This window comes from Labedella populi (assembly GCF_004078655.1).
Taxonomy (GTDB): Bacteria; Actinomycetota; Actinomycetes; order Actinomycetales; family Microbacteriaceae; genus Labedella; species Labedella populi.
Genome location: NZ_RZNC01000008.1, coordinates 87,594 through 108,768 on the forward strand (window position 1 = coordinate 87,594; position 21,175 = coordinate 108,768).

The window sequence follows — 21,175 nt, forward strand, 5'->3', positions numbered from 1 at the left end:
ACGAGTGAGGGCGTGAGCGCAGCTGCGGTCACGCCCTCACTCGTCCTCTCAGCGGATGAGCGGGTCCGGCACCGCGAACACCGAGGGCGCCAGATACGCGTCGAGGGCGCCAGGTGTACCTGGCGCCCTCGTGCGGGTGTAGCTCTGTGGGTTAGTCGCGGAAGGACTCGATCGAGGCGCCCAGGGAGATGAGGCGCTCCTGGAGCTGCTCGTAACCGCGCGCGATGATGTCGACGTTGCGGAGCACGCTCGTGCCCTTCGCCGCGAGCATCGCGAGCAGGATGACGACCGCGGGGCGCAGCGCCGGGGGGCAGCTGACCTCGGCACCCGACCAGTGCGTCGGGCCCGTGATGTCGAGACGGTGCGGGTCGCGCAGCTTGACGTTGGCCCCGAGTCGCGTGAGGTCGGTGAGGTGGATCGCCCGGCCCTCGTACACCCAGTCGTGGATGAGCGTCTCACCCGTCGCGCACGCCGCGATCACGGCGAAGAAGGGCAGGTTGTCGATGTTGAGACCCGGGAACGGCATCGGGTGGATCTTGTCGATCGGCGCGCGCAGCTCCGACGGGTGGACCGTCACGTCGACGAGGCGGGTGCGCTCGTTCTTCGCGAGATACTCCGGCGTGATGGTGTACTTCAGGCCCATCTCGCTGAGGGTCGCGAGCTCGATCTCCATGAACTCGATCGGGACACGCGTGACCGTGATCTCGGAGTTCGTGACGATGCCGGCGGTGAGCAGGCTCATCGCCTCCACCGGGTCCTCGCCCGGCCAGTAATCGACGTCGGCCTCGACGCGCGACTTGCCCGTGATGCGGAGGGTCGTCGAGCCGATGCCCTCGACCTCGATGCCGAGGAGCTGCAGGTAGAAGCAGAGGTCCTGGACCATGTAGTTGGGGCTCGCGTTGCGGATGACCGTGACGCCGTCGCGCACGGCGGCCGCCATGATCGCGTTCTCCGTGACGGTGTCGCCGCGCTCCGTGAGGATCACGGTGATCTGCTCGCCGGACTTCGGGGAGACGGTCGCGTGATACCAGCCGGCACCGGCCTCGACCTCGAGACCGAACGGTCGCAGGGCGATGAGGTGAGGCTCGACCGTGCGGGTGCCGAGGTCACATCCGCCCGCGTACGGGAGCTCGAACTGGGTGAAGCGACCGAGGAGCGGGCCGAGGAACATCAGCACGCTGCGCGTGCGGCGGCCGGCCTCCTCGTCGATCGCGTCGAGCTTGAGCGTCTCGGGGACCTTGATCTCGACGTCGTTGCCGTCGGCCGACCACGTGACCTGGACGCCGAGGCTCCGCAGCACGTCGATGATGCGGTCGACCTCGACGATGCGCGCGACACGGTGGAGTCGCGTCGTTCCGCGGTTCATGAGCGCGGCGCACAAGAGGGCGACGGCGCCGTTCTTGCTCGACTTGACCTCGATGCTGCCGTGGAGCTTCGCTCCGCCCTGCACCCGCAGGTGCGAGTTCTTGCGCGAGTCACCGAAGGTGACGATCTCACTGTCGAGGGCTGCGCTGATACGGCTGAGCAGGTCGAGGCTCATGTTCTGGCCGCCCTGCTCGATGCGGTTGATCGCGCTCTGGCTCGTGCCGACGCGCTCCGCGAGCTGGGACTGTGTGAGTCCCTTGCCCTGGCGGGCGCCGCGGATGAGGGCTCCGACTTCACGGAGAGGGGCTGCGGTGGTGGGGAGGGTGTCTACGTCTGTCACGTGCTTCAGCGTATCTCACATGTGAGATTATTGCCGCACGATTCGACGCCAAAGGTCCGTCGGCGTGTCGCTGAGGGGTCGAAAGCGACGCGCTGTGACGTCTGGGGGCCTCACGCGGCCGGCGTCCTCTCTCTCGTCGGCCGCGGGTGAGAACGGGTTCACTCCGCAGGGTGGATGACCGTGATGCCCGTCGACGGCATCGTGTCCGTACGCGGGAGGAGCGTCGCCCCCTCCTCGAGGCCGACGCTGCCCGTCACGAGGTCCTGGGGGCGAAGCGTGCCGTCGGCGACGAGCGCGAGCATGTCGGCGTAGTCGCGTGCGGCCATGCCGTGGCTCCCCAGGACCGAGAGCTCGAACGTGATCACCCGGTCGAGGGGGAGCCGTGGCAGCTCCTCCGCCGCGAGGAGGCCGATCTGGACGTGCCGGCCGTGGCGCCGGAGCGACAGGATGCCGCTCGTGCTCGTCTCCGCCGAACCGACGGCGTCGATGGACACGTGTGCTCCTCCTGAGGTGAGGTCGACGATCGTCTCTGCGACATCGGGAGCGGCCTCGAGCACGGCGTCGGCGCCGAGCCCCGTCGCGAGCCGGAGTGCCGCGGGGCTGCGGTCCACGACGACGACCCGAGCCCCGAGCGAGCGGGCGATCATGACGGCGCTGAGACCGACGCCGCCGGCTCCGAACACCGCGACCCACTCGCCGGGCCGCACGTCCGCTCGGGAGCGGACGGCGCGGAAGGCCGTCGCGAAGCGGCAGCCGAGGCTCGCCGCCGCGTCGTCCGACAGGGCGTCGGGTACCGCGACGAGGTTCGCGTCGGCGGCGTGCACCGCGACGAACTCCGCGTGCGAGCCCCACCCTGTGAAGCCGGGCTGCGTCTGGTCCGGGCAGATCTGAGCGTCGCCCTGTTCGCACCACTCGCACACCCCGCAGCCGCACACGAAGGGAGCGGTCACGCGATCGCCGATCGCCCAGCGCGACACCCCGGCGCCCACGGCCGTGATCGTCCCCACGAACTCGTGACCCGGCACGTTCGGGAGGGTCACCATGTCGTCGCCGTGGGCCCAGGAGTGCCAGTCACTGCGGCACACGCCCGACGCGCCCACCCGGAGGACGACACCGCCGTCCGGCACGGTCGGCTCGGGGACGTCGCGCACCTCGACAGGGCCGCCGAATGCGTCGTAGACGATGGCCCTCATGACAGGGCTCCCGCGGTCGTGGTGCTGCCTGTGGCGGCGATGAGGGGGACGGATCCGTGCGTCATGAGGTGCTCCGATGTCGGCGGGTGGTGGTGCGGTCGGGGGCGCGCCGAACGGCTCGGCACGCGAGGTGGACGGCGAGCCTGACCTCGGCGTCCGACAGGTCGAGTCCCAAGATCTCCTGAGATCGCGCGATGCGCGTGGAGACGGTGTTGCGGTGGAGACCCATCGCCTCGGCCGTCGCCGCGATGCCCGACTCGTGGTCGAGGTAGGCCGTCAGGGTGTCGAGCAGGTCTGGCGGACCGTCGAGGAGGGGGCCGAGGAGGGAGGCCGCGGCGGGGATGAAGGTGTCGTTCTCGGTCCAGGACAGCAGGAGCTGTTCGAGGCCGAGCGTGTCGATGCGCACGAACCACCCGGCAGACGACCGCGTCGCCGCGATGCGCGCGGCGTCCGTCGCGCCGTCGATCGAGGCGACGAGTCCCGGCGAACCGCTGTGGAGTGCCCCGACACCGGTCGCGACGTTGAAGGCCCGTCGCGTGGACGCGTGCACCACTCGGAGCGACGCTACGAGGTCCTCGACGACGCCGGGCGGAGGCGGCGACGTGAAGCTCGCCCAGCCGGTGATGCCTCGACCGCTCGTGGCAACGTGGAAACGCCCGGGGAGGGCGGCGAGCTCGCGGGTGACGAACCGCAGCAGCTGGAAGGTGTCGACGCGGGTCCGACCGATGATGCGGAAGGCGACATGGAAGCCCGTCGTACGCCAGCCCCGATCGAACATGCGCTGCTCGAGCTCGGCGTCGCGACCGTCGCGTTGCTCGACGAAGTCGCGCAAGAGCCCGGAGGCCACTGCGGCGTCGTTCACATCAGCGACTTCGTCGATGAGGATGCGGGCGGCGACGGCCGGCATGGCCACCTCGGCGGCGACGGCGAGGGCGCCGAGCTGCGCCGCGTTGAGCCCGTCGCCGAAGAACGCGAGCCGGAGTCCGGCCCTGCTCGGGCTGTCGACGAGCACGGACGAGGCGGCGCCCTCCTCGACCGATACGGTGTCGAGCCACGGCCCGAAGTCGATCGCGTCGTGCACTGCCCTGGGGAGCGTCCCGCCGGCCTGGAGGATCACGCGCTCCGCATCGACCAGCGCGATGCCGTGCCCGACGCTCGCCGAGAGATGGCGGAGGAGATCGGCGAGGCCCGTCGCGTGATACTCGATCGACTGCGCGACGTGCCTGACGTAGCCGAGGGTCAGGGCGTCACGGCCCTCGAGCAGTTCCCAGCAGGCCTTCGCGAGCCGAATGGGGTCGTCGGTCTCGAGGAGGACGACGCCCAGCCGCTCGGCGAGGTACCGGCCTCCTGCCCTGAGTGCGTCGGCGCCGGGGAGCGCGATCGCGCGGTAGCCGAGGTCCCGCGCTCGCCGGATGAGCGCGTCCTGCTGCCAGCTCGCCGGCGGCCACGACGTCGTGAGGATCGCGAGCGCGCTGGCCACCGAGCGGGAGAGATCCGCCACCGACTCCTCGACGTCGACGCGCGTCCAGGGCGCGGCCGACGACCCGGCGACGACGCGGACGCCGCCACTGCCGGGGTGCGCGAGCAGAGCGTCGAGATCGAGTTCCGACGTCACGGCGTCCCGCCCATCCCGGGCAGCCCGTCCGATCCGCACGGCCCGTCCAACCCGGACAGGCCGTACGCCGCCGGCGACACCGTCGCGAGCCGTTCCGGTGTCTGCGTCCACCACTCGGGTGCGGGGAGCGCGAGGATCGCGACGTGTCTCCCGATCGTGAAGCCGTCGACCTGGAGGACGCTACGGGAGAGCGAATCGACGGTCACGATGATCTCGGGGGTGACCGACTCGACCTGGCCGTCCCTCATGAACGCGAGCGTCTCGGATCGGGCGATGACGCGCAGGAGGGCGCCGTCATCCGCGCGGATCTCGATCGTCGACGCGAACGGGTCGTCCGGTGTCGTCTCGACGGTCATCACACGGCCGACTCCGAGGAGCCGAGCGGCGAGTGCGTCCGCGAGCTCGGGGAGGGAGGGGGCGGCACCGTCGTGCTCGAATGCGCGACCGAGCCTCATCGCGCGGTCGAGTCCGCCGGTGACCGCGTGCTCACGCAGATCGCCGACGGTGAAACCCGCGACGAGCACTGCAGACATCCCGCCGGCCTGCACGATCGCGCTTCGTGCGAGCTTCTCGACGTCCGCGGCGCGTGCCGTGTCGATCACGACGACGCCGTCCGCACCGGTGCTACAGATCGTCACGGTCCCCGGCACGCGGTCGACGAAGAGGGTGAGCTGGTCGAGACGGGGGAGGGCCCTTCCCATGAGGTCGGCATCGACGACGGCGAGTTCGTCGGCGAGCGAGAACGGGCTGAGGCCGTTCAGGCCGGCGCCCTCGAGGGCGCACACGGCGCGCGCCCGCACGCCTGTCCAGCGCTCGGCGGCATCCACGAGGGGCGCGAACGGGGCGTCACCGGGGATGCGCTCGCCGAGGAGCAGGGTTGAGCCACCGAACGCGACGGCGACGCACGGCGTCTCGTCCGGCAGGTCCTCGACTCCGAAGACCGTGAGCGGCCAGAGCGGCGATTCGGCGAGGATGAGTTGCCACATCGTGGTCGTCCCGCCGCCACCGGACCCCAGCACGCCATACCCTCGACCGAGCGTCGTGAGCTCGTGGCGTTCGAGCGTCCTCACCATGAGTCAAGCGTACTGGCGGGCCTCGACGGGGATGAACGGCTCGTCGAGGCCGAAGGCCCGCGGGCCGAAGGCCGCAAGCGCCGCCGGCGTCCGCATCATCTCCGGGGTGGAGATGCCGAGGACCCGGACGCGCTGGCCGTAGCGCAGGCCCTCCGTCGTGACGGGCTCGCACGTCTCCATGTCGACGACGCAGATGAGGTCGGGGACGATCGCTACCACCTCGCCCCCGCGCCGGGCGACGAGGTTCTCGTTCTGGAAGGCGATGTCGAGATGGTCGTCATCGCCCGGATCGAGGGACGCAATCACGGCCGACCCCTTCGCGAATCCCTCGGTCGTACGCCGCTCGACGTCGCTCACCTTGCCCACGAAGAGCTCGCGCACCTCGGAGTAGAGCGTCGGTGCGAGGGTGTCGACGATGGCTTGCACGGGCGACGTATGGGCGTCTCTCGCCCGGCGGATCGCGCGGCCGAGCGCGAGGGCCATCGACAGGGTCCTCGGCACCGCCGTGCGCTTCACGTCGGCTCCCGTCATGGCGTATTCCGCGATGTGCGAGACCCCGCCGAGCCGAATGGTGACGCCGCGCGCGAGCCATTCCATCTGCCGGTCGTCGTCGCCGGTGTCGATGACGACCGTCTCGCCGCGCTCGCCGCTCAACGCGAGCGGCGAGCCGTGCACGCCGTAGACGGCGAAGGTCTCCATCGACAGCTCGGGGAAAGCCCGCCCCATCCCGTCGGCGTCGACGACGGGCAGGCCCGTCTCCGCGGCGACGATGAGCGGGATCATCGAGTTGATGCCGCCGCACTCGATGGGCATGGTGGCGTCGGCACGGCGCCCGATGTGCTTCTCAAGGGTGCGAAGCGCCAGCGTTGGCTCCGTCCCCGCCGGGATCTTCTCGATCATGACGGTCGGAGCGCCCATCTGCGCGGTGGGGATCACGAACAGATCGTCGGGAAGTTCGTCGGGATCGAGAATCGTGATGGCGCCGTCGCCGAGCACACGCTCGACGAGCTTCGTCCCGATGTAGGGGTCGCCGCCCCCGCCCGTGCCGAGCAGCGTGGCGCCGCGAGCGAGGTCGGGGAGGTCCGCGGCGGTCAGTGTCCAGCTCACAGCACCGGCTCCCGAGTCCCGTCGAACCGGCGGGACGCCGTCTCGTAACCGAAGTAGCCGGGACCGACCATCGCGAGTGCCTCCGGGGCGTGCCAGCGTGGGTCGCTCGGAGCGGCCACGACGCGGACGCGCTGGCCGTAGCGCAGTCCCTCCGTCGTGATCGGCTCTCCCGACTCGTGATCCAGCACAATGATGAGGTCCGGCGTCGTCACGAGCACCTCCCCGTCGCTTTCGGCCATCAGATGCTCGTTCTGGAAGGACAGGGTAAGGGATCCGTCCGTCCCGTCGATCGTCGCCCGGCCGCGAGCGAACCCCGTCGTCGTCGCACGCTCGACGTCGACGACCTTGCCGGCGAAGAACTCGCGCCCCCGGAGGATCTCGACGACGCGCGCGACCGGGTCGGTCTTCTCGGCGCGCGCCTCGACGAGGCCGGCGCCGATCGCGACGCAGTGGCTCAGGGAACCATCCACGAGGGCGACGCGCGCGATGTTGCCGTCCATCGGGAACCCCGAGATCATGATGGAGCAGCCCATCTCGACGCACGCGACCCGCGCGATGCGCTCCGTCCAGTGATTGTCGACCGTGTTGAGCACTCCGACGTTGCCCTTCTCGTCGCCGAAGGCAAGAGGCGAGGCCGTCACGTCGTAGAGCGTGGGGAGCACCATCTGGAGCTCAGGGAAGGCCCGCCCCATTCCATCGGCGTCGAGGAGCGGGAGCCCGAGGGCAGCAGCGGCCGCGACGGGGATCGTCGAGTTGACGCCGCCGATCTCCGCGCACGCGACGTGGGTCACGGCGCGCCCGAGCGACGCACCGAGAGCGCGGACGGGCGCGACGACCTCGTCGAGGCTCGGGAGCTTCTCGACCATGACGGTCGGAGCCCCCATCATCGCGACGGTCAGGACGAGTGCGTCGTCGGGCAGCTCGTCGAGCCCGATGACCGTGACGGGTCCGTGGGTGTCCACAGCGCGGCGTGCGAGCAGCGCCCCGATGTACGGATCGCCGCCGCCGCCCGTCCCGAGGACGGCGGCCCCCCGGGCGAGGCCGTCGATGGCATCTGCCGTGAGGATCCAGCTCATGACGACACCGCCATGTCGAGATCGCCGACGGCCTTGACCCGGATGCGCGTCGCGTTGCCCGGCAGGTAGGGGATGGGGACCTCGTCGAAATCGACGATGGAGACGGAGCCGGGCGTCGCTCCGGCGGCGATGGCCTTGTCCACAGCTTCAGCGCGGACCCCGGCGACGGTTTCGTCGCGGCCTCCGGGCCTCACGGCGTACACCTTGTCGATCTCACCGCCGACCTGGGCGATCGACGCACCGATGGCGTTCGCCACCGCGTAGTTCTCGGGCCGGTGCACCGCTCCGAACAGGGGCAACTCGTCGGGTAGCAGGATCGAGCCGCCGCCGACCGCGACGACGGGGATCGGCTCGGGCGACGTGCGCATGCGGTCGACGGCCTCGGCGACGCGTTCGGCGATCCGGTCGAGCACCCGGGTGACGAAGACCGGATCGAGGTGGGCGACGCGCGTGGGGTCTCCGACATCGGCACGGCCGGCGGCCACGGCGATGTCCGTCGCGGTGAGGGTCGAGCCGCCGAACACGAGCGCCTCGGTCGTGAGCCGGTAGCCCACGGATTCGGGTCCGACCTCGCCGGTGTCGAGGTCGACGACGCTGCCACCCCCGATGCCGATGGAGAGGACGTCGGGCATTCGGAAGTTCGTGCGGACGCCCGCCACCTTCACCTCGTTCGCCGTCTCCCGCGGGAATCCGTTCACAAGCAGACCGATGTCGGCGGTCGTGCCTCCGATGTCGACGACAGCGCACGTCTCGAGGCCGCTTGTGAGCGCCGCTCCGCGCATCGAGTTCGTCGGGCCGGAGGCGAAGGTCGCGACCGGGTAGAGGCGCACATAGTCCTCATCCATGAGCGTCCCGTCGTTCTGGCTCAGGAAGATGGGTGCCGTGATGCCCTGAGCACGCACGGCGGAGGTGAGACCGTCGACGATCTCGGACGCGAGTTCGCGGAGGGCCGCGTTGATGATCGTGGCGTTCTCCCGTTCGAGCAGCCCGATACGGCCGATCTCGTGGGAGAGCGAGATCGCAACGTCCGGCCCGAGGATCTCCGCGACGATGCCGGCCGCGGTCGTCTCGAGGTCATGGTTGACCGGACTGAACACGGAGGAGATGGCGACGGAACGGACGCCGTTCGCGGCCATGTCGGCCGCGATCCCGCGCAGCTCGTCCGCGTCGAGCGGCGAGATCGGCCGGCCGTCGAACTCGTAGCCGCCGTGCGCGAGGTAGCTGCGGGCACTGATCGCGGTCGTCAGGGTCTCGGGCCAGTCCACGAGGGGAGGGAGCGCCTTGGTCGCGGGCAGTCCGAGCCGCAGCGCCGCCGTCGGTGCGAGCCTCTTCGCCTGGACGAGCGCGTTGATGAAGTGCGTCGTGCCGATCATGACAGCGCTGATGTCGGAGCCGTCGAACGAGTGGCCGGTACGCAGACCCTCGATCGCCTGGACAATGCCGGAGGTGACGTCGGGGGTCGTCGCGTTCTTCACCCCCGCGAGCGTCTGCCGGCCGTCCATGAGCACTGCGTCGGTGTTGGTTCCGCCGACGTCGATGCCGATGTGCATGTTTTTCTCTTTCCGAGTGGTGCGAGGGTGGGACGAGTGAGGGTCAGACCGTCGTGGTCGCCGGGGCATCGACGTCGGCGGATTGGGCCGTCACCGCACGACCGACGCCGCGAACCAGCCCGAGCTTGCCGGCGGCGACGTAGAGGACCATGGAGAGCACGAGCGACAGCACCGGCGGGATTCCCCACGTGATGACATAGCCGGCCACGGCCGACACGAGCCAGATGATGATCGTCGCGGGCACGATCCGCGGAGCGGTCTCCGGCAGGCGCCCGACGGCGCGAGAGGCGTCCAGCTCACCCCGCCAGCGCTTCACGATGAAGTATTCGGCGACCATGATGCCGGCGATCGGTGGGAAGGCGACGCCGAGGATGGTGAGGAAGCCGGTGAACTGCGAAAGGATGCCGGCGGCCGCGAGGATCGATCCGACGACGCCGAGGACGACGGTCGTCGTCACGCGGTTCAGCTTCTTCGCGAACGCGGTCGAGATGAAGTTCACGAGGCCGAGGGTCGACGAGTAGAGGTTCCAGTCGTTGATCTTCAGCGTGCCGGTGATCACGATGATGAGCCCGATGAACCCGATGGACGACGTCACGATGGCGACGATGTCGCCGGTCGCCGCAGCGTGCGCGAGCAGGACACCGGCGAGGCCGATGACGAACTCCCCGAGGGTCACGCCCACGACCGTCTGCTTCACGACGTCGGCCTTCGAGCGGTTGAACCGCGTCATGTCGGCGGTGATGATCGCTCCGACGATGAGGCCGCCGGCCACGATCCCCGTTCCCGCCCAGACGCTCATCGTCGGGCCGGGAGCCGGGCCGGTGAGCAGCTCGCCGATGTCGTGACGGGTCAGCTCGCTGATGACGGACCAACCGACGAGGACGAGGAAGAGTGGCACCGTGACGTTCGCGAGCCACTGCATGCCGATGAAGCCGAAGCTCACGATGGCCGTGACCGCGAGGCCGAAGAGCAGGCTCCAGGCCCACATCGGCATGACACCCGGCATGAGGACGTCGAGGGACTGGGCGGAGATCGCCGACTGGATTCCGAACCAGCCGATGAGGCTGATGCCGATTGCGAGGCCGACGAGGCTCGCGCCGACCTCGCCGAATCCGGTCCATCGGGCGAGGAGGGCGGTGTTGAGCCCTTCCTTCTGCCCGATGATTCCGACGATGCACATGATGACCTCGAGGATGACGGAGCCGAGCAGCAGGGCGAGGAAGGCCTCGCCGAACGTCATGCTGTAGCCGAGGGTGGCACCGAGGAGGAACTGGGACAGAGCGGAGACCTGCCCGAAGCGCTGCACGGCGATGCCGAACCAGGGCTTGCGGGCTGAGGGCGCGACGCGGGAGAGCGCGAAATCGTCGGCGGGGGCGATGCTGGCCATGAGAGGTCCTTCGAGGTCGGGGGGAGGGGACGTAGTGGCGCGGACCCAGGCTAGAGTGCCACCTCGCCACCAGCCATGTGCGAACAGCACTGATCCGCCGTGATGCTGTGCGATTCGCACAGTGGCCGGATGGGGCCGCGTCAAAGCCACCGACTGCATGGGCCTCACCGTCGGCCCCGGACGATTCGCGACGGCCGCCGCGCGGGTAGTACGCTGTCCCTCATGGCTCTCCTCGTTCGCAGCACTCCCGCACTGGGCTCCGCCCGTGCGCTGCGTCGACGCCTTGTTGCCGAGCGACGATAGGCGACGCCGGGAGACCCGCAACGGGTCCGAGACGCGTCGCCGGAACTCCGACCGTTCGTCTCACTCAATAAGGTAGAACCATGTCCTACTCCGTGGCCGTCGCCGGTGCTTCCGGCTATGCGGGGGGCGAGCTGCTCCGACTGCTCGACGCCCATCCCGAATTCGAGATCCGCACCGTGACCGCGCACAGCAACGCGGGTCAGCGCCTCGGGTCCGTCCAGCCCCACTTGCGTTCCCTCGCGGACCGCGTGCTCGTCGAGACCACGCCCGACACCCTCGCGGGGCACGACGTCGTGTTCCTCGCGCTCCCGCACGGAGCGTCGGGAGCGGTCACGGCCGATCTCGACGAGTCGACCCTCGTCGTCGACTGCGGAGCAGACCACCGACTCGTGAACGACAACGACTGGGCTGCGTTCTACGGCGGCGAGTACTTCGGAGCGTGGGACTACGGCGTGCCGGAACTCCCCATCGAAGCGGGGCGGAAGCAGCGGGATCGACTCGTCGGTGCCACGCGGATCGCCGCCCCCGGCTGCAACGCCTCCACGGTCGCCCTGTCGCTCGCACCCGGCATCGCCGCGGGAGTCATCGAGTCGACCGACATCGTGTCCGTCCTCGCGGTCGGTCCCTCCGGGGCGGGAAAGAATCTCAAGCTCAACCTGCTCGCGAGCGAGATCCTCGGAAGTGCGAACCCCTACGCGGTCGGCGGCACGCACCGCCACATCCCGGAGATCGCACAGAGTCTGCGCGCGGCGGGCGCCGCCGACGTGAGCATCTCGTTCACGCCGGTCCTCGTGCCGATGTCGCGCGGCATCCTCGCGACGTCGACCGCGCGGATCGTGCCCGGGACGAGCGCCGCAGAGGTGCGAGCGGCGTGGGAGAACACCTACGCCGGAGAGCGCTTCGTCGAACTGCTCCCCGAAGGAGAATTCCCGCGCACGGCGGACGTCCTCGGGGGGAACGTCGCCCTCCTCGGCCTCGCGGTCGACGAGGCAGCGGGGCGCGTCGTCGTCGTGGCCGCCGTGGACAACCTGACCAAGGGCACGGCGGGAGCGGCGATCCAGTCCGCGAACATCGCCCTCGGCATCGACGAGTCGACCGGACTCAGTGTGAACGGAGTGGCACCGTGAGCGTGACCGCAGCAGCAGGATTCGAGGCGGCGGGAGTCGCGGCCGGACTCAAGAGCTCCGGGGCCGAGGACCTCGCGCTCGTCGTGAACCGCGGACCGTTGCAGAACGCGGCGGCCGTGTTCACGAGCAACCGCGCCAAGGCGAACCCCATCATCTGGTCGCAGCAGGTCATCGCGGACGGTGTCGCGAACGCGATCGTGCTCAACTCGGGTGGCGCGAACTGCTTCACGGGCGCGCAGGGCTTCCAGACGACGCACGCGACGGCGGAGGCCGTCGCCGAGTCGCTCTCCCTCTCGGCGGGCGATGTCCTCGTCTGCTCGACCGGCCTCATCGGCGACCAGCTCGACCGTGACAAGCTCCTCGCCGGAGTCTCGGCGGCGGCCGAGGCGCTCGGCACCGATGGTGGCGACGCCGCGGCCCGCGCGATCATGACGACCGACTCGAAGCCGAAGACCGCCGTGCGCTCGCTCGAGGGCTGGACGATCGGGGGCATGGCGAAGGGTGCCGGCATGCTGGCCCCGGGCCTCGCGACGATGCTCGTCGTCATCACGACCGACGCGGTGGTCTCCTCCAACGAACTCGACGCGCACCTGAGGAGCGCGACGCGGGTCTCGTTCGACCGCCTCGACTCCGACGGCTGCATGTCGACCAATGATCAGGTCACGCTGTTCGCCTCGGGCGCGTCCGGCGTCTCGCCGACGCCGTCGGCGTTCGTCGCCGCGCTCACCGAGCTGTGCCTCGACCTCGCCGAGCAGCTTCAGGGCGACGCCGAGGGAGCGAGCCACGACATCGCGATCCGCGTCGTCGGGGCGGCGACGGAGGACGACGCCGTCGAGGTGGGCCGCTCGGTCGCACGCAACAACCTCTTCAAGGCCGCGGTCTTCGGCAACGACCCCAACTGGGGTCGCGTGCTCGCCGCGATCGGGACGACGGCGGCCGCGTTCGACCCCTACGTCGTGGACGTGTCGATGAACGGCGTCATGGTGTGCTCGAACGGCGGCCCCGACCAGCCGCGCGACCTCGTGGATCTCACGGACCGGGCGGTCGACGTGCTCATCGATCTGAAGGAGGGCGACGCGTCCGCGACCATTCTTACCAATGACCTCACGCACGACTACGTGCACGAGAACAGCGCGTACTCCAGCTGATGTCGACGATCGATCACACCCCCATCTCCCAGGCCGAGGCGATCGCGAAGGCCGAGGTCCTCATCGACGCGCTCCCGTGGCTCGCCCACTACTCGGGCGCGACCGTCGTCGTGAAGTTCGGCGGGAACGCCATGGTCTCCGACCAGCTCAAGGCCACCTTCGCTGAGGACATGGTGTTTCTGCGGCTCGCGGGGCTGCGTCCCGTCGTCGTGCATGGCGGCGGGCCCCAGATCTCGGCGCGCCTCAAGGAACTCGGCATCGAGAGCGAGTTCAAGGGCGGGTACCGGGTCACGACCACGGAGGCCATCACGGTCGTCCGCGACGTGCTCCGCGACGAGGTCAACCGCGACCTCGTCGACCTCATCAACGCGCACGGCGACCTCGCCGTCGGTCTCGACGGGCAGGACGGCGAGCTCTTCGGCGGACGGCGACGCGGCGCGATGGTCGACGGCGCGATGGTCGACCTCGGCCACGTCGGCGACGTCGTCGCCGTCAACACGCGCGGCGTCGTCGACGTGCTCGATTCGGGGAGGATGCCCGTCATCTCCTCCATCGCCCCCGACGAAGATCGCCCGGGTGCCTTCCTCAACGTGAACGCCGACGCGGCGGCCTCGGCGCTCGCGGTCGCCCTCGGCGCACGCAAGCTCATCGTGCTCACCGATGTCGCCGGTCTCTACAGCGATTGGCCGAACCGCGAGTCCCTCGTGTCGACGATCGACGCAGAGGAACTCCGTGCCCTGCTGCCGCGCCTCGAATCGGGCATGATCCCGAAGATGACGGCGTGCCTCGAGGCCGTCGACGGGGGAGTGGAGAACGCCGCGATCATCGACGGGCGCCTCCCGCACTCGACTCTGCTCGAGGTGTTCACCAACAAGGGAATCGGAACCGAAGTCGTGAAAGGCCTGTCATGAACGAGTGGAAGCAACGCGTCGAGACGGACATGATGCGGACCTTCGCCATGACGCAAGCGCTCTTCGTCCGCGGTGAGGGCTGTTGGGTCGAGGACGGCGCGGGGAAGCGTTACCTCGACTTCCTCGGCGGTATCGCGGTCAACGCGCTCGGTCACGCTCACCCGGTGATGGTGGAGGCGATCTCGCGGCAAGCGGCCACCCTCATCCATGTCTCGAACTACTTCTCCACGCCCCCGCAGCTCGAGCTGGCCGAACGCCTCAAGCGCCTCACGGGTGCCGGAGAGTCCGGTCGTGCCTACTTCTGCAATTCCGGGACCGAGGCGAACGAGGCGGCTTTCAAGCTCGCGCGCCTGAACAAGGGCCCGCACGGCACGAAGTACAAGATCCTCTCGCTCGAGAACTCCTTCCACGGCCGGACGATGGGCTCGCTTGCGCTCACGGGCAAGCCCGCGCTCCACGCGGGTTTCGAACCGCTGCCGGGCAACGTCGAATACATCGAGTCGACGATCGAGGCGCTCGAGAACGCGATCGACGACTCCGTCGCCGCACTCTTCGTCGAGCCCATCAAGGGGGAGGCCGGCGTCGTCGACCTGCCGGACGGATTCCTCGAGGCGGCACGCCGTCTGACCGCCGAGCACGGCGCCCTGCTCATCGTCGACGAGATCCAGACGGGGGCCGGGCGCACCGGCTCCTGGTTCGGGTTCCAGCGGGCGGGGATCGTGCCGGACGCGATCACGCTCGCGAAGGGCATCGGAGGGGGCGTGCCCATCGGCGCCCTCGTGACGTTCGGTCACGCCTCCGAGCTGTTCTCTCCCGGCCAGCACGGCAGCACGTTCGGGGGCAACCCGCTCGCGACCGCTACAGCCAACGCCGTGCTCGGTGAGATCGAGGACGCGGGACTCGTCGAGAACGCGCGCGTGCGCGGCGAGCAGCTACGCGCGCTCATCGCCGCGATCGATTCGCCCCTGATCCTCGAAACGCGGGGGGCCGGTCTCCTCGTCGGCATCGGACTCGCGAAGCCCGTCGCCCCCGCCGTCGTGCGAGCCGCTCTCGAGCTCGGGCTCGTCATCAACGCGCCGAACGACCGAAGCATCCGGCTCGCACCTCCGCTCATCATCGGCGAGGCCGAACTCGCCGAGTTCGACTCCCGCTTCCGCGCCGCGCTCGCCGCCGCCGCCTGACTCCCACCGAAAGCAGCCCCGTGACCCGTCACTTCCTCCGCGACGACGACCTCTCCCAGGCCGAACAGAGCGCCATCATCGATCTCGCGATCGAGCTGAAAAAGGACCGCTTCTCGGTCAAGCCGCTCGAGGGCCCGCAGACCGTCGCCGTCATCTTCGACAAGTCGTCGACGCGCACGCGCGTGTCGTTCGCGGTCGGCATCGCCGACCTCGGCGGCGTGCCTCTCATCATCTCGACCGCGAGCAGCCAGCTCGGCGGCAAGGAGACGGCCGCCGACACCGCTCGCGTGCTCGAGCGGCAGGTCGCCGCCATCGTCTGGCGCACCTACGCGCAGGCCGGTCTCGAGGAGATGGCCGCGAGGACGACCGTGCCGGTCGTCAACGCGCTCTCCGACGATTTCCACCCGTGCCAGCTGCTCGCCGACCTGCTGACGATCCGCGAGCACCGAGGTTCGCTCCCCGGGCAGACGCTCACCTTCATCGGCGACGGTGCAAGCAACATGGCGCAGTCCTACCTGCTCGCCGGTGCCACTGCCGGGATGCACGTCCGGGTGGCTTCACCGGAGGGCTACGCACCCAACCAGCAGGTCGTGGAGGACGCCGTGCGTCGCGCGCGGGAGACCGCCGGAACGGTCACCCTCTACACCGACCCGAACGAGGCCGTCACCGGGTCCGACGTCGTCGTCACCGACACGTGGGTCTCGATGGGCAAAGAGGAGGAGAAGGCGAGGCGCCTCACCTCACTCGCCGCCTATCGCGTCGACGCCGACCTCATGGCCCTCGCCAAACCCGACGCGGTGTTCATGCACTGCTTGCCGGCCGATCGCGGTTTCGAGGTCACCGAGGACGTCATCGACGGGCCGCAGAGCATCATCTGGGACGAGGCGGAGAACCGGCTGCACGCGCAGAAGGCGCTGCTCGTCTGGCTTCTCGAGCAGGCCTGACGCGCGCGAGCGCTCACCGAACACGCATCGAACACGCGACGACGAAGCAGGGAGAACACATGGCGGACAACCGGGCGAGCGAGGCGGGGGCCCTCTGGGGCGGGCGATTCGCGAGCGGGCCGTCGCCGGAACTCGCGCGTCTGAGCAAGTCGACCCAGTTCGATTTCGCTCTCGCGCCATACGACATCGCCGGTTCGCGGGCGCACGCGAAGGGGCTCGCGGCGGCCGGCTACCTCACGGCCGACGAGCTCGAGCGGATGACCGAGGCGCTGGACAGGCTCGAGGCCGCGGTCGAGTCCGGGGAGTTCACGGCGGATGAGGACGACGAGGACGTGCACTCGGCCCTCGAGCGCGGACTCATGACGATCGCGGGGACGGCGCTCGGCGGGAAGCTCCGCGCCGGACGCAGCCGCAACGATCAGATCGCGACGCTCGTGCGGCTGTACCTCCTCGACCACGCCCGCGTGATCGGTCACGATCTCGTCCGCCTCCTCGACGCGATCGCCGTGCAGGCCGAAGACCATGCGACGGCCGTCATGCCCGGCCGTACCCACCTCCAGCACGCCCAGCCCGTGCTGCTCGCCCACCACCTGCTCGCACACGCGTGGCCCCTCGTCCGCGACCTCGAGCGGCTCCGCGACTGGCGCGTCCGCGCGTCCGCGTCGCCCTACGGGGCGGGGGCGCTCGCCGGAAGCTCCCTCGGCCTCGATCCCCAGCTCATCGCGACCGAGCTCGGTTTCGAGCGTCCGACGGAGAACTCGATCGACGCCACGGCGTCGCGCGACATCGTCGCAGAGTTCGCCTTCATCACGGCGATGATCGGTGTCGACCTCTCGCGGTTCGCCGAGGAGATCATCGTGTGGAACACGCGCGAGTTCGGATTCGTCACCCTCGACGACGGCTACTCGACGGGGTCCAGCATCATGCCGCAGAAGAAGAACCCGGACATCGCGGAACTCGCTCGCGGCAAGTCGGGCCGACTCATCGGCAACCTCACGGGACTGCTCGCGACCCTCAAGGGCCTGCCGCTCGCGTACAACCGGGATCTGCAGGAGGACAAGGAGCCCGTCTTCGACTCCGTCGAGACGCTCGAGGTGCTGCTCCCGGCGTTCACGGGAATGGTCGCGACTCTGCGCTTCGACACCGAGCGCATGGCCGAGCTCGCGCCGCAGGGCTTCTCGCTCGCGACGGACGTGGCCGAGTGGCTCGTGCGGAAGGGAGTGGCCTTCCGGGACGCGCATGAGATCTCCGGTGCGCTCGTCCGCTTCTGCGAGGAGCACGGGCTCGACCTCGACGAACCGAGCGACGAGCAGTACGCCGCGATCTCGCCGCAACTGACGGCCGACGTGCGCGACGTGCTCACGGTCGCCGGGTCGATCGCGTCGCGCAACGGCACCGGCGGAACCGCGCCCACCCGGGTCGCCGAGCAGCGGTCGGAGCTCACCGAGCGCGTCGCCGCTCTCGCTGCAGCGTTGGGCGCCACGCCCACGCCATGACGGAGCTGGAGCGGGTGTTCGCCGCATCCGCAGTGGAGGTCGCCCCGCTCCTGCTCGGTGCCGTGCTGCGACGCACCGACGAGCACGGCACCGTCGGGGTGCGAATCACCGAGGTCGAGGCGTACCTCGGTGTCGGGGAGGACCCGGGGTCGCATGCGTTCCGGCGGCGATCGCCGCGGAACGCGACGATGTTCGGTCCACCCGGGCGGCTCTACGCGTACTTCACCTACGGAATGCACGTGTGCACGAACGTCGTGTGCTCACCGGAGGGGACCGCGTCGGCGGTGCTGCTCCGGGCCGGTGAGGTCGTCGAGGGTGTCGACATCGCGCGCACTCGACGCCCCGCTGCGCGGGCCGACCGGGATCTCGCGCGCGGACCCGCTCGACTCGCGTCGGCGCTCGGAATCCCGCTCGCCGACGACGGTGCCGCTCTCGACGCCGACCCCTACGAACTCGAGATGCGGATCGGGACTCCGCTCGACCGTGCCCTGATCGGCAGCGGACCGAGGACCGGCGTGAGCGGACCGGGTGGGGGAGACGCGTTCCCCTGGCGCTTCTGGGTCCTGGGTGACCCGAGCGTGTCCCCGTACCGGCGCCACCCGACGATGGGTGCCGACGACGGCGGTAGTTCGGTGCCGAGGGCGGTAGATGGAACTGGCGCCCTCGGACGGGTGTAGCGCTTTCGGGGCTTTCAGGTGATGGCGAAGACGAAGAGGGCTGCCGAGGCCGCGGCCCACACCATGCTCGCCAGGGTGCCGATCATGAAACGCTCCCGGGTCTCGGCTTCGGCGAGCTCGGTGAACCGGCCCACGCCCTTGACGGCCACCACGATCGCGATGGCCTCGGGGTAGCCCGCGATGAGGGCGCCGGCGATGGCCGCGCGCTCGAGGTAACCGATCGCGAGACCGCCGCGGAGCACCTCACGCGGGGCCGTCGCATTGGGGCCGCCCCGGTCGACGATGATGCCCCCGTGCGCCCCGGGACTGACGCTGCCGTGGGTCGCGAGATCGAGCGCGAAGGATGCCGCCGGGGAACCGCCGAGCACGGCGAGGGCGAACGCCGTGACGCCGATCAGGAGCGCGACGATGAGGGGCGGCTCCGGCGTGGGGAGTGCGACGGTGAGGATCCCGACGCCGAGCATCACGGCCGCAACCGTGATGAGGGGCGGGCGGCGGAGCACGGTCGTGAGAACGGTGGCTCCGAGGGCGGCGGCCGCGAACCCGACGGTCGCGATCCAGTAGAGGACGGTGCCGAGAGAACTGTCGAAGAGGTCCATCGCTCATCCGTCCGTCGTGGTCGTGTGCAGGTTCTCGAGCAGCCTAACGATCGCCTCCGACGCGGCGAACTCCTCGCGGCTCGAGCCGGTGCGCGCGCGCATGCTGACGGCACCCTGCGTGATGCCGAGGGTGCGGGCGGCCTCCGATTGCGTCGAGCCGGCGTCGAGGAGGTCGTGGACCTCCCAGCCCTTGTCGGTCCGCTTCTCGCGGAGCGCGAGCACGAGCGCGATGAGGGCCTCGATGCCGTCGGCGCCGAGAGCCGTGTTCGTCGAGCGGTCGCGGGACTCGTCCGTGGGCGGCTCCGCGCGCAATGCGAACCGGGCGGGTGTTCTCTTCGCGGCGTCGATGGCGGTACGAGCGGCGAAGAAGGCGTTCCCGGTCGACGCGCGGGTGGAGTCGCCGAGGGGCTCGCGGATGGTGCCGACGCCGAGTCCGACGCTCCAACGGCCGTCGCGCGTCAGTCGGAGCACCAGCCGGTACGCGGTGTCGGCGCTGCCCGTGAGCGCTTGGATCTCGTCGCCGGCCGTGCGGTCCGGGGGGAGGCGGAGCCGGTCGCCGAACTCCGCGCCGATGTCGCGCAGCGCGCCGGCGGCGGCGTCGTCGGTCGAGCGGCTGTCGACCTGGTCGGCGGTGATGACGAACATAGCTTCACACTCCCGGCTAATATCTGCCCGATATTAGCCTGCAGGCTGATGCGTGTCCACTATCAGGTCAGCGCAACGTCGCTGATATCGTGAACCGGTGATCAATCCCGTTCTCCCGACCCAACAGAACGACGCCTCCTTCGAGGACGTCTGGGACGAGCTCGTCTGGCGTGGGCTCGTGCACGTGTCCACCGATGCCTCGGCCCTCAAAGCGCTTCTCGGCGGGGATCCGATCACGTATTACTGCGGGTTCGACCCCACCGCTCCGAGCCTGCACCTCGGCAACCTCGTGCAGTTGCTCGTCATGCGCCGACTCCAGCTCGCCGGGCACCGGCCGCTCGGACTCGTCGGGGGATCGACGGGCCTCATCGGCGACCCGCGCCCCACCGCGGAGCGCACGCTCAACTCGCCCGAGACCGTGAACGAGTGGGTCGCGAACCTGCGCGCGCAGGTCGAGAACTTCTTGAGCTTCGAGGGCGACAACGCCGCGACGATGGTCAACAACCTCGACTGGACGGCGCCGCTCACCGCGATCGACTTCCTCCGCGAGATCGGCAAGCACTTCCGCGTCGGCACGATGCTCAAGAAGGACGCCGTGAGCGCCCGGCTCAACTCGGATGCCGGTATCAGCTACACCGAATTCAGCTACCAGATCCTCCAGGGGATGGACTTCCTCGAGCTCTACCGCTCGTACGGGTGTGTGCTCCAGACGGGCGGAAGCGACCAGTGGGGCAACCTCACGAGCGGCGTCGACCTCATCCACCGGGTGGAGCGCGCCGACACCCACGCGATCGGGACGCCGCTCATCACGAACTCGGACGGCACGAAGTTCGGCAAGAGCGAGGGCAACGCCGTCTGGCTGAACCCGGAGATGACGTCGCCGTACGCGTTCTACCAGTTCTGGATCAACACGGAGGACGCCGACGTGATCGCGCGCCTCAAGGTCTTCACCTTCCTCACCCGTGAGGAGATCGAGGGCTACGAGCGGCTCGCGTCGGACGAACCGTTCCGGCGTGAGGCGCAGAAGCGACTCGCGCTCGAGGTGACGACCCTCGTGCACGGCGAGGAGGCGGCGCGCGCCGCGATCGACGCGTCCGCCGCGCTCTTCGGCAACGGCGACCTCTCGGCGCTCGACGAGGGGACGCTCCGCGCCGCCCTCACCGAGCTGCCGCACGTCTCGGCGGCGCCGGGCGCTCCGCTGCTGCCGCTCCTCGTCGAGACGAGACTCGTCTCGAGTCTCAGCGAAGCTCGGCGTGCCCTCGCGCAGGGCGGCGTGTACGTCGACAACGAGAAGATCGCCGACGAGAACGCGACGTTCGAGCCGACACTCCCGGGCGGCGTCGCGGTCTTGCGTCGCGGAAAGCGCACCCTCGCGGGCGTCTTCACCGCCTGACCGCTCTCACCCCGCGCCACCCCCTTCGCCCATTTGCGTACGCAA

18 protein-coding genes are annotated in these 21,175 nt (G+C 69.8%); 8 read left to right on the forward strand and 10 right to left on the reverse strand.

The genetic code is table 11. The features are described 5' to 3' along the window. Positions 1 to 151 precede the first annotated feature (151 nt). From ELQ92_RS15555 to ELQ92_RS15590, 8 genes are all read right to left on the reverse strand, one after another. Positions 152 to 1,705 (reverse strand): helix-turn-helix domain-containing protein, encoded by a 1,554-nt coding sequence (locus ELQ92_RS15555; RefSeq protein ID WP_128500235.1) that lies wholly within the window; start codon positions 1,703 to 1,705, stop codon positions 152 to 154. 158 nt (positions 1,706 to 1,863) lie between these two features. After that, positions 1,864 to 2,898 carry a zinc-dependent alcohol dehydrogenase family protein gene (locus ELQ92_RS15560; protein WP_128495818.1) on the reverse strand — a complete coding sequence of 345 codons (1,035 nt, stop codon included), beginning with the start codon at positions 2,896 to 2,898 and terminating at the stop codon, positions 1,864 to 1,866. A 61-nt stretch (positions 2,899 to 2,959) separates the two neighbouring features. Continuing rightward, a complete protein-coding gene (locus tag ELQ92_RS15565) occupies positions 2,960 to 4,513 on the reverse strand; it encodes a PucR family transcriptional regulator (RefSeq protein WP_128500236.1) in 1,554 nt (517 codons plus the stop codon). Next, positions 4,510 to 5,586, reverse strand: coding sequence for a DUF917 domain-containing protein (locus ELQ92_RS15570; protein WP_243695074.1), 1,077 nt, complete (start codon positions 5,584 to 5,586; stop codon positions 4,510 to 4,512). The genes ELQ92_RS15565 and ELQ92_RS15570 overlap by 4 nt, the downstream gene beginning before the upstream one ends. Before the next feature lie 3 nt (positions 5,587 to 5,589). Further along, entirely contained in the window at positions 5,590 to 6,693 is a 1,104-nt protein-coding gene (locus ELQ92_RS15575; protein WP_128495816.1) for a DUF917 domain-containing protein, read from the reverse strand. Next, the gene (locus ELQ92_RS15580; RefSeq protein WP_128500237.1) at positions 6,690 to 7,769 is read right to left on the reverse strand and encodes a DUF917 domain-containing protein; all 1,080 of its coding nucleotides are present in this window, start codon (positions 7,767 to 7,769) and stop codon (positions 6,690 to 6,692) included. Before ELQ92_RS15580 ends, ELQ92_RS15575 begins: the two co-directional genes overlap by 4 nt. Beyond that, on the reverse strand, positions 7,766 to 9,319 hold the full coding sequence (locus ELQ92_RS15585; protein WP_128495814.1) for a hydantoinase/oxoprolinase N-terminal domain-containing protein: 1,554 nt from the start codon (positions 9,317 to 9,319) through the stop codon (positions 7,766 to 7,768). The genes ELQ92_RS15580 and ELQ92_RS15585 overlap by 4 nt, the downstream gene beginning before the upstream one ends. Positions 9,320 to 9,362: 43 nt before the next feature. Continuing rightward, positions 9,363 to 10,706 (reverse strand): purine-cytosine permease family protein, encoded by a 1,344-nt coding sequence (locus tag ELQ92_RS15590; protein WP_128495813.1) that lies wholly within the window; start codon positions 10,704 to 10,706, stop codon positions 9,363 to 9,365. A 383-nt stretch (positions 10,707 to 11,089) separates the two neighbouring features. On the opposite strand from ELQ92_RS15590, the gene argC reads away from it, so the two are divergent. Genes argC through ELQ92_RS15625 form a run of 7 tightly spaced genes read left to right on the forward strand, consistent with a single transcriptional unit; the run spans position 11,090 to position 18,493 of the window. Further along, the gene (gene argC / locus ELQ92_RS15595) at positions 11,090 to 12,136 is read left to right on the forward strand and encodes an N-acetyl-gamma-glutamyl-phosphate reductase (protein WP_128500238.1); all 1,047 of its coding nucleotides are present in this window, start codon (positions 11,090 to 11,092) and stop codon (positions 12,134 to 12,136) included. Next, entirely contained in the window at positions 12,133 to 13,284 is a 1,152-nt protein-coding gene (argJ, locus tag ELQ92_RS15600; protein ID WP_128495811.1) for a bifunctional glutamate N-acetyltransferase/amino-acid acetyltransferase ArgJ, read from the forward strand. The genes argC and argJ overlap by 4 nt, the downstream gene beginning before the upstream one ends. Continuing rightward, positions 13,284 to 14,195, forward strand: a complete 912-nt coding sequence (gene argB / locus ELQ92_RS15605) for an acetylglutamate kinase (RefSeq protein ID WP_128495810.1) — start codon at positions 13,284 to 13,286, stop codon at positions 14,193 to 14,195. Before argJ ends, argB begins: the two co-directional genes overlap by 1 nt. Continuing rightward, complete coding sequence (locus ELQ92_RS15610) at positions 14,192 to 15,376, forward strand: acetylornithine transaminase (RefSeq protein ID WP_128495809.1); 1,185 nt, start codon at positions 14,192 to 14,194, stop codon at positions 15,374 to 15,376. Before argB ends, ELQ92_RS15610 begins: the two co-directional genes overlap by 4 nt. 20 nt (positions 15,377 to 15,396) lie before the next feature. Next, positions 15,397 to 16,320 carry an ornithine carbamoyltransferase gene (gene argF / locus ELQ92_RS15615; protein ID WP_128500239.1) on the forward strand — a complete coding sequence of 308 codons (924 nt, stop codon included), beginning with the start codon at positions 15,397 to 15,399 and terminating at the stop codon, positions 16,318 to 16,320. Between the two features lie 59 nt (positions 16,321 to 16,379). After that, a complete protein-coding gene (gene argH, locus ELQ92_RS15620; protein WP_128500240.1) occupies positions 16,380 to 17,816 on the forward strand; it encodes an argininosuccinate lyase in 1,437 nt (478 codons plus the stop codon). Further along, positions 17,813 to 18,493 carry a DNA-3-methyladenine glycosylase gene (locus ELQ92_RS15625; protein WP_128500241.1) on the forward strand — a complete coding sequence of 227 codons (681 nt, stop codon included), beginning with the start codon at positions 17,813 to 17,815 and terminating at the stop codon, positions 18,491 to 18,493. Before argH ends, ELQ92_RS15625 begins: the two co-directional genes overlap by 4 nt. A gap of 14 nt (positions 18,494 to 18,507) precedes the next feature. Here the strand turns inward: ELQ92_RS15625 and ELQ92_RS15630 are convergent, their stop codons facing one another. Both ELQ92_RS15630 and ELQ92_RS15635 read right to left on the reverse strand, forming a co-directional pair. Next, positions 18,508 to 19,092, reverse strand: coding sequence for a hypothetical protein (locus ELQ92_RS15630; protein ID WP_128495805.1), 585 nt, complete (start codon positions 19,090 to 19,092; stop codon positions 18,508 to 18,510). A gap of 3 nt (positions 19,093 to 19,095) precedes the next feature. Continuing rightward, the gene (locus tag ELQ92_RS15635) at positions 19,096 to 19,737 is read right to left on the reverse strand and encodes a DNA-binding protein (protein ID WP_128495804.1); all 642 of its coding nucleotides are present in this window, start codon (positions 19,735 to 19,737) and stop codon (positions 19,096 to 19,098) included. A 97-nt stretch (positions 19,738 to 19,834) separates the two neighbouring features. Here ELQ92_RS15635 and tyrS point away from each other — a divergent pair, with 97 nt between their 5' ends. Next, positions 19,835 to 21,130: a tyrosine--tRNA ligase gene (gene tyrS, locus ELQ92_RS15640; protein ID WP_128500242.1), complete on the forward strand. Its 1,296-nt coding sequence runs from the start codon at positions 19,835 to 19,837 to the stop codon at positions 21,128 to 21,130. Positions 21,131 to 21,175: the final 45 nt, after the last annotated feature.

Coding starts and splice junctions, on each gene's coding strand:
- ELQ92_RS15570 (WP_243695074.1), bottom strand. CDS start 5,586: ATGGTGAGGACGCTCGAACGCCACGAGCTCACGACGCTCGGTCGAGGG.
- ELQ92_RS15610 (WP_128495809.1), top strand. CDS start 14,192: ATGAACGAGTGGAAGCAACGCGTCGAGACGGACATGATGCGGACCTTC.
- ELQ92_RS15625 (WP_128500241.1), top strand. CDS start 17,813: ATGACGGAGCTGGAGCGGGTGTTCGCCGCATCCGCAGTGGAGGTCGCC.
- argH (WP_128500240.1), top strand. CDS start 16,380: ATGGCGGACAACCGGGCGAGCGAGGCGGGGGCCCTCTGGGGCGGGCGA.
- ELQ92_RS15590 (WP_128495813.1), bottom strand. CDS start 10,706: ATGGCCAGCATCGCCCCCGCCGACGATTTCGCGCTCTCCCGCGTCGCG.
- ELQ92_RS15580 (WP_128500237.1), bottom strand. CDS start 7,769: ATGAGCTGGATCCTCACGGCAGATGCCATCGACGGCCTCGCCCGGGGG.
- argB (WP_128495810.1), top strand. CDS start 13,284: ATGTCGACGATCGATCACACCCCCATCTCCCAGGCCGAGGCGATCGCG.
- ELQ92_RS15635 (WP_128495804.1), bottom strand. CDS start 19,737: ATGTTCGTCATCACCGCCGACCAGGTCGACAGCCGCTCGACCGACGAC.
- argC (WP_128500238.1), top strand. CDS start 11,090: ATGTCCTACTCCGTGGCCGTCGCCGGTGCTTCCGGCTATGCGGGGGGC.
- ELQ92_RS15560 (WP_128495818.1), bottom strand. CDS start 2,898: ATGAGGGCCATCGTCTACGACGCATTCGGCGGCCCTGTCGAGGTGCGC.
- ELQ92_RS15630 (WP_128495805.1), bottom strand. CDS start 19,092: ATGGACCTCTTCGACAGTTCTCTCGGCACCGTCCTCTACTGGATCGCG.
- ELQ92_RS15585 (WP_128495814.1), bottom strand. CDS start 9,319: ATGCACATCGGCATCGACGTCGGCGGAACCAACACCGACGCAGTGCTC.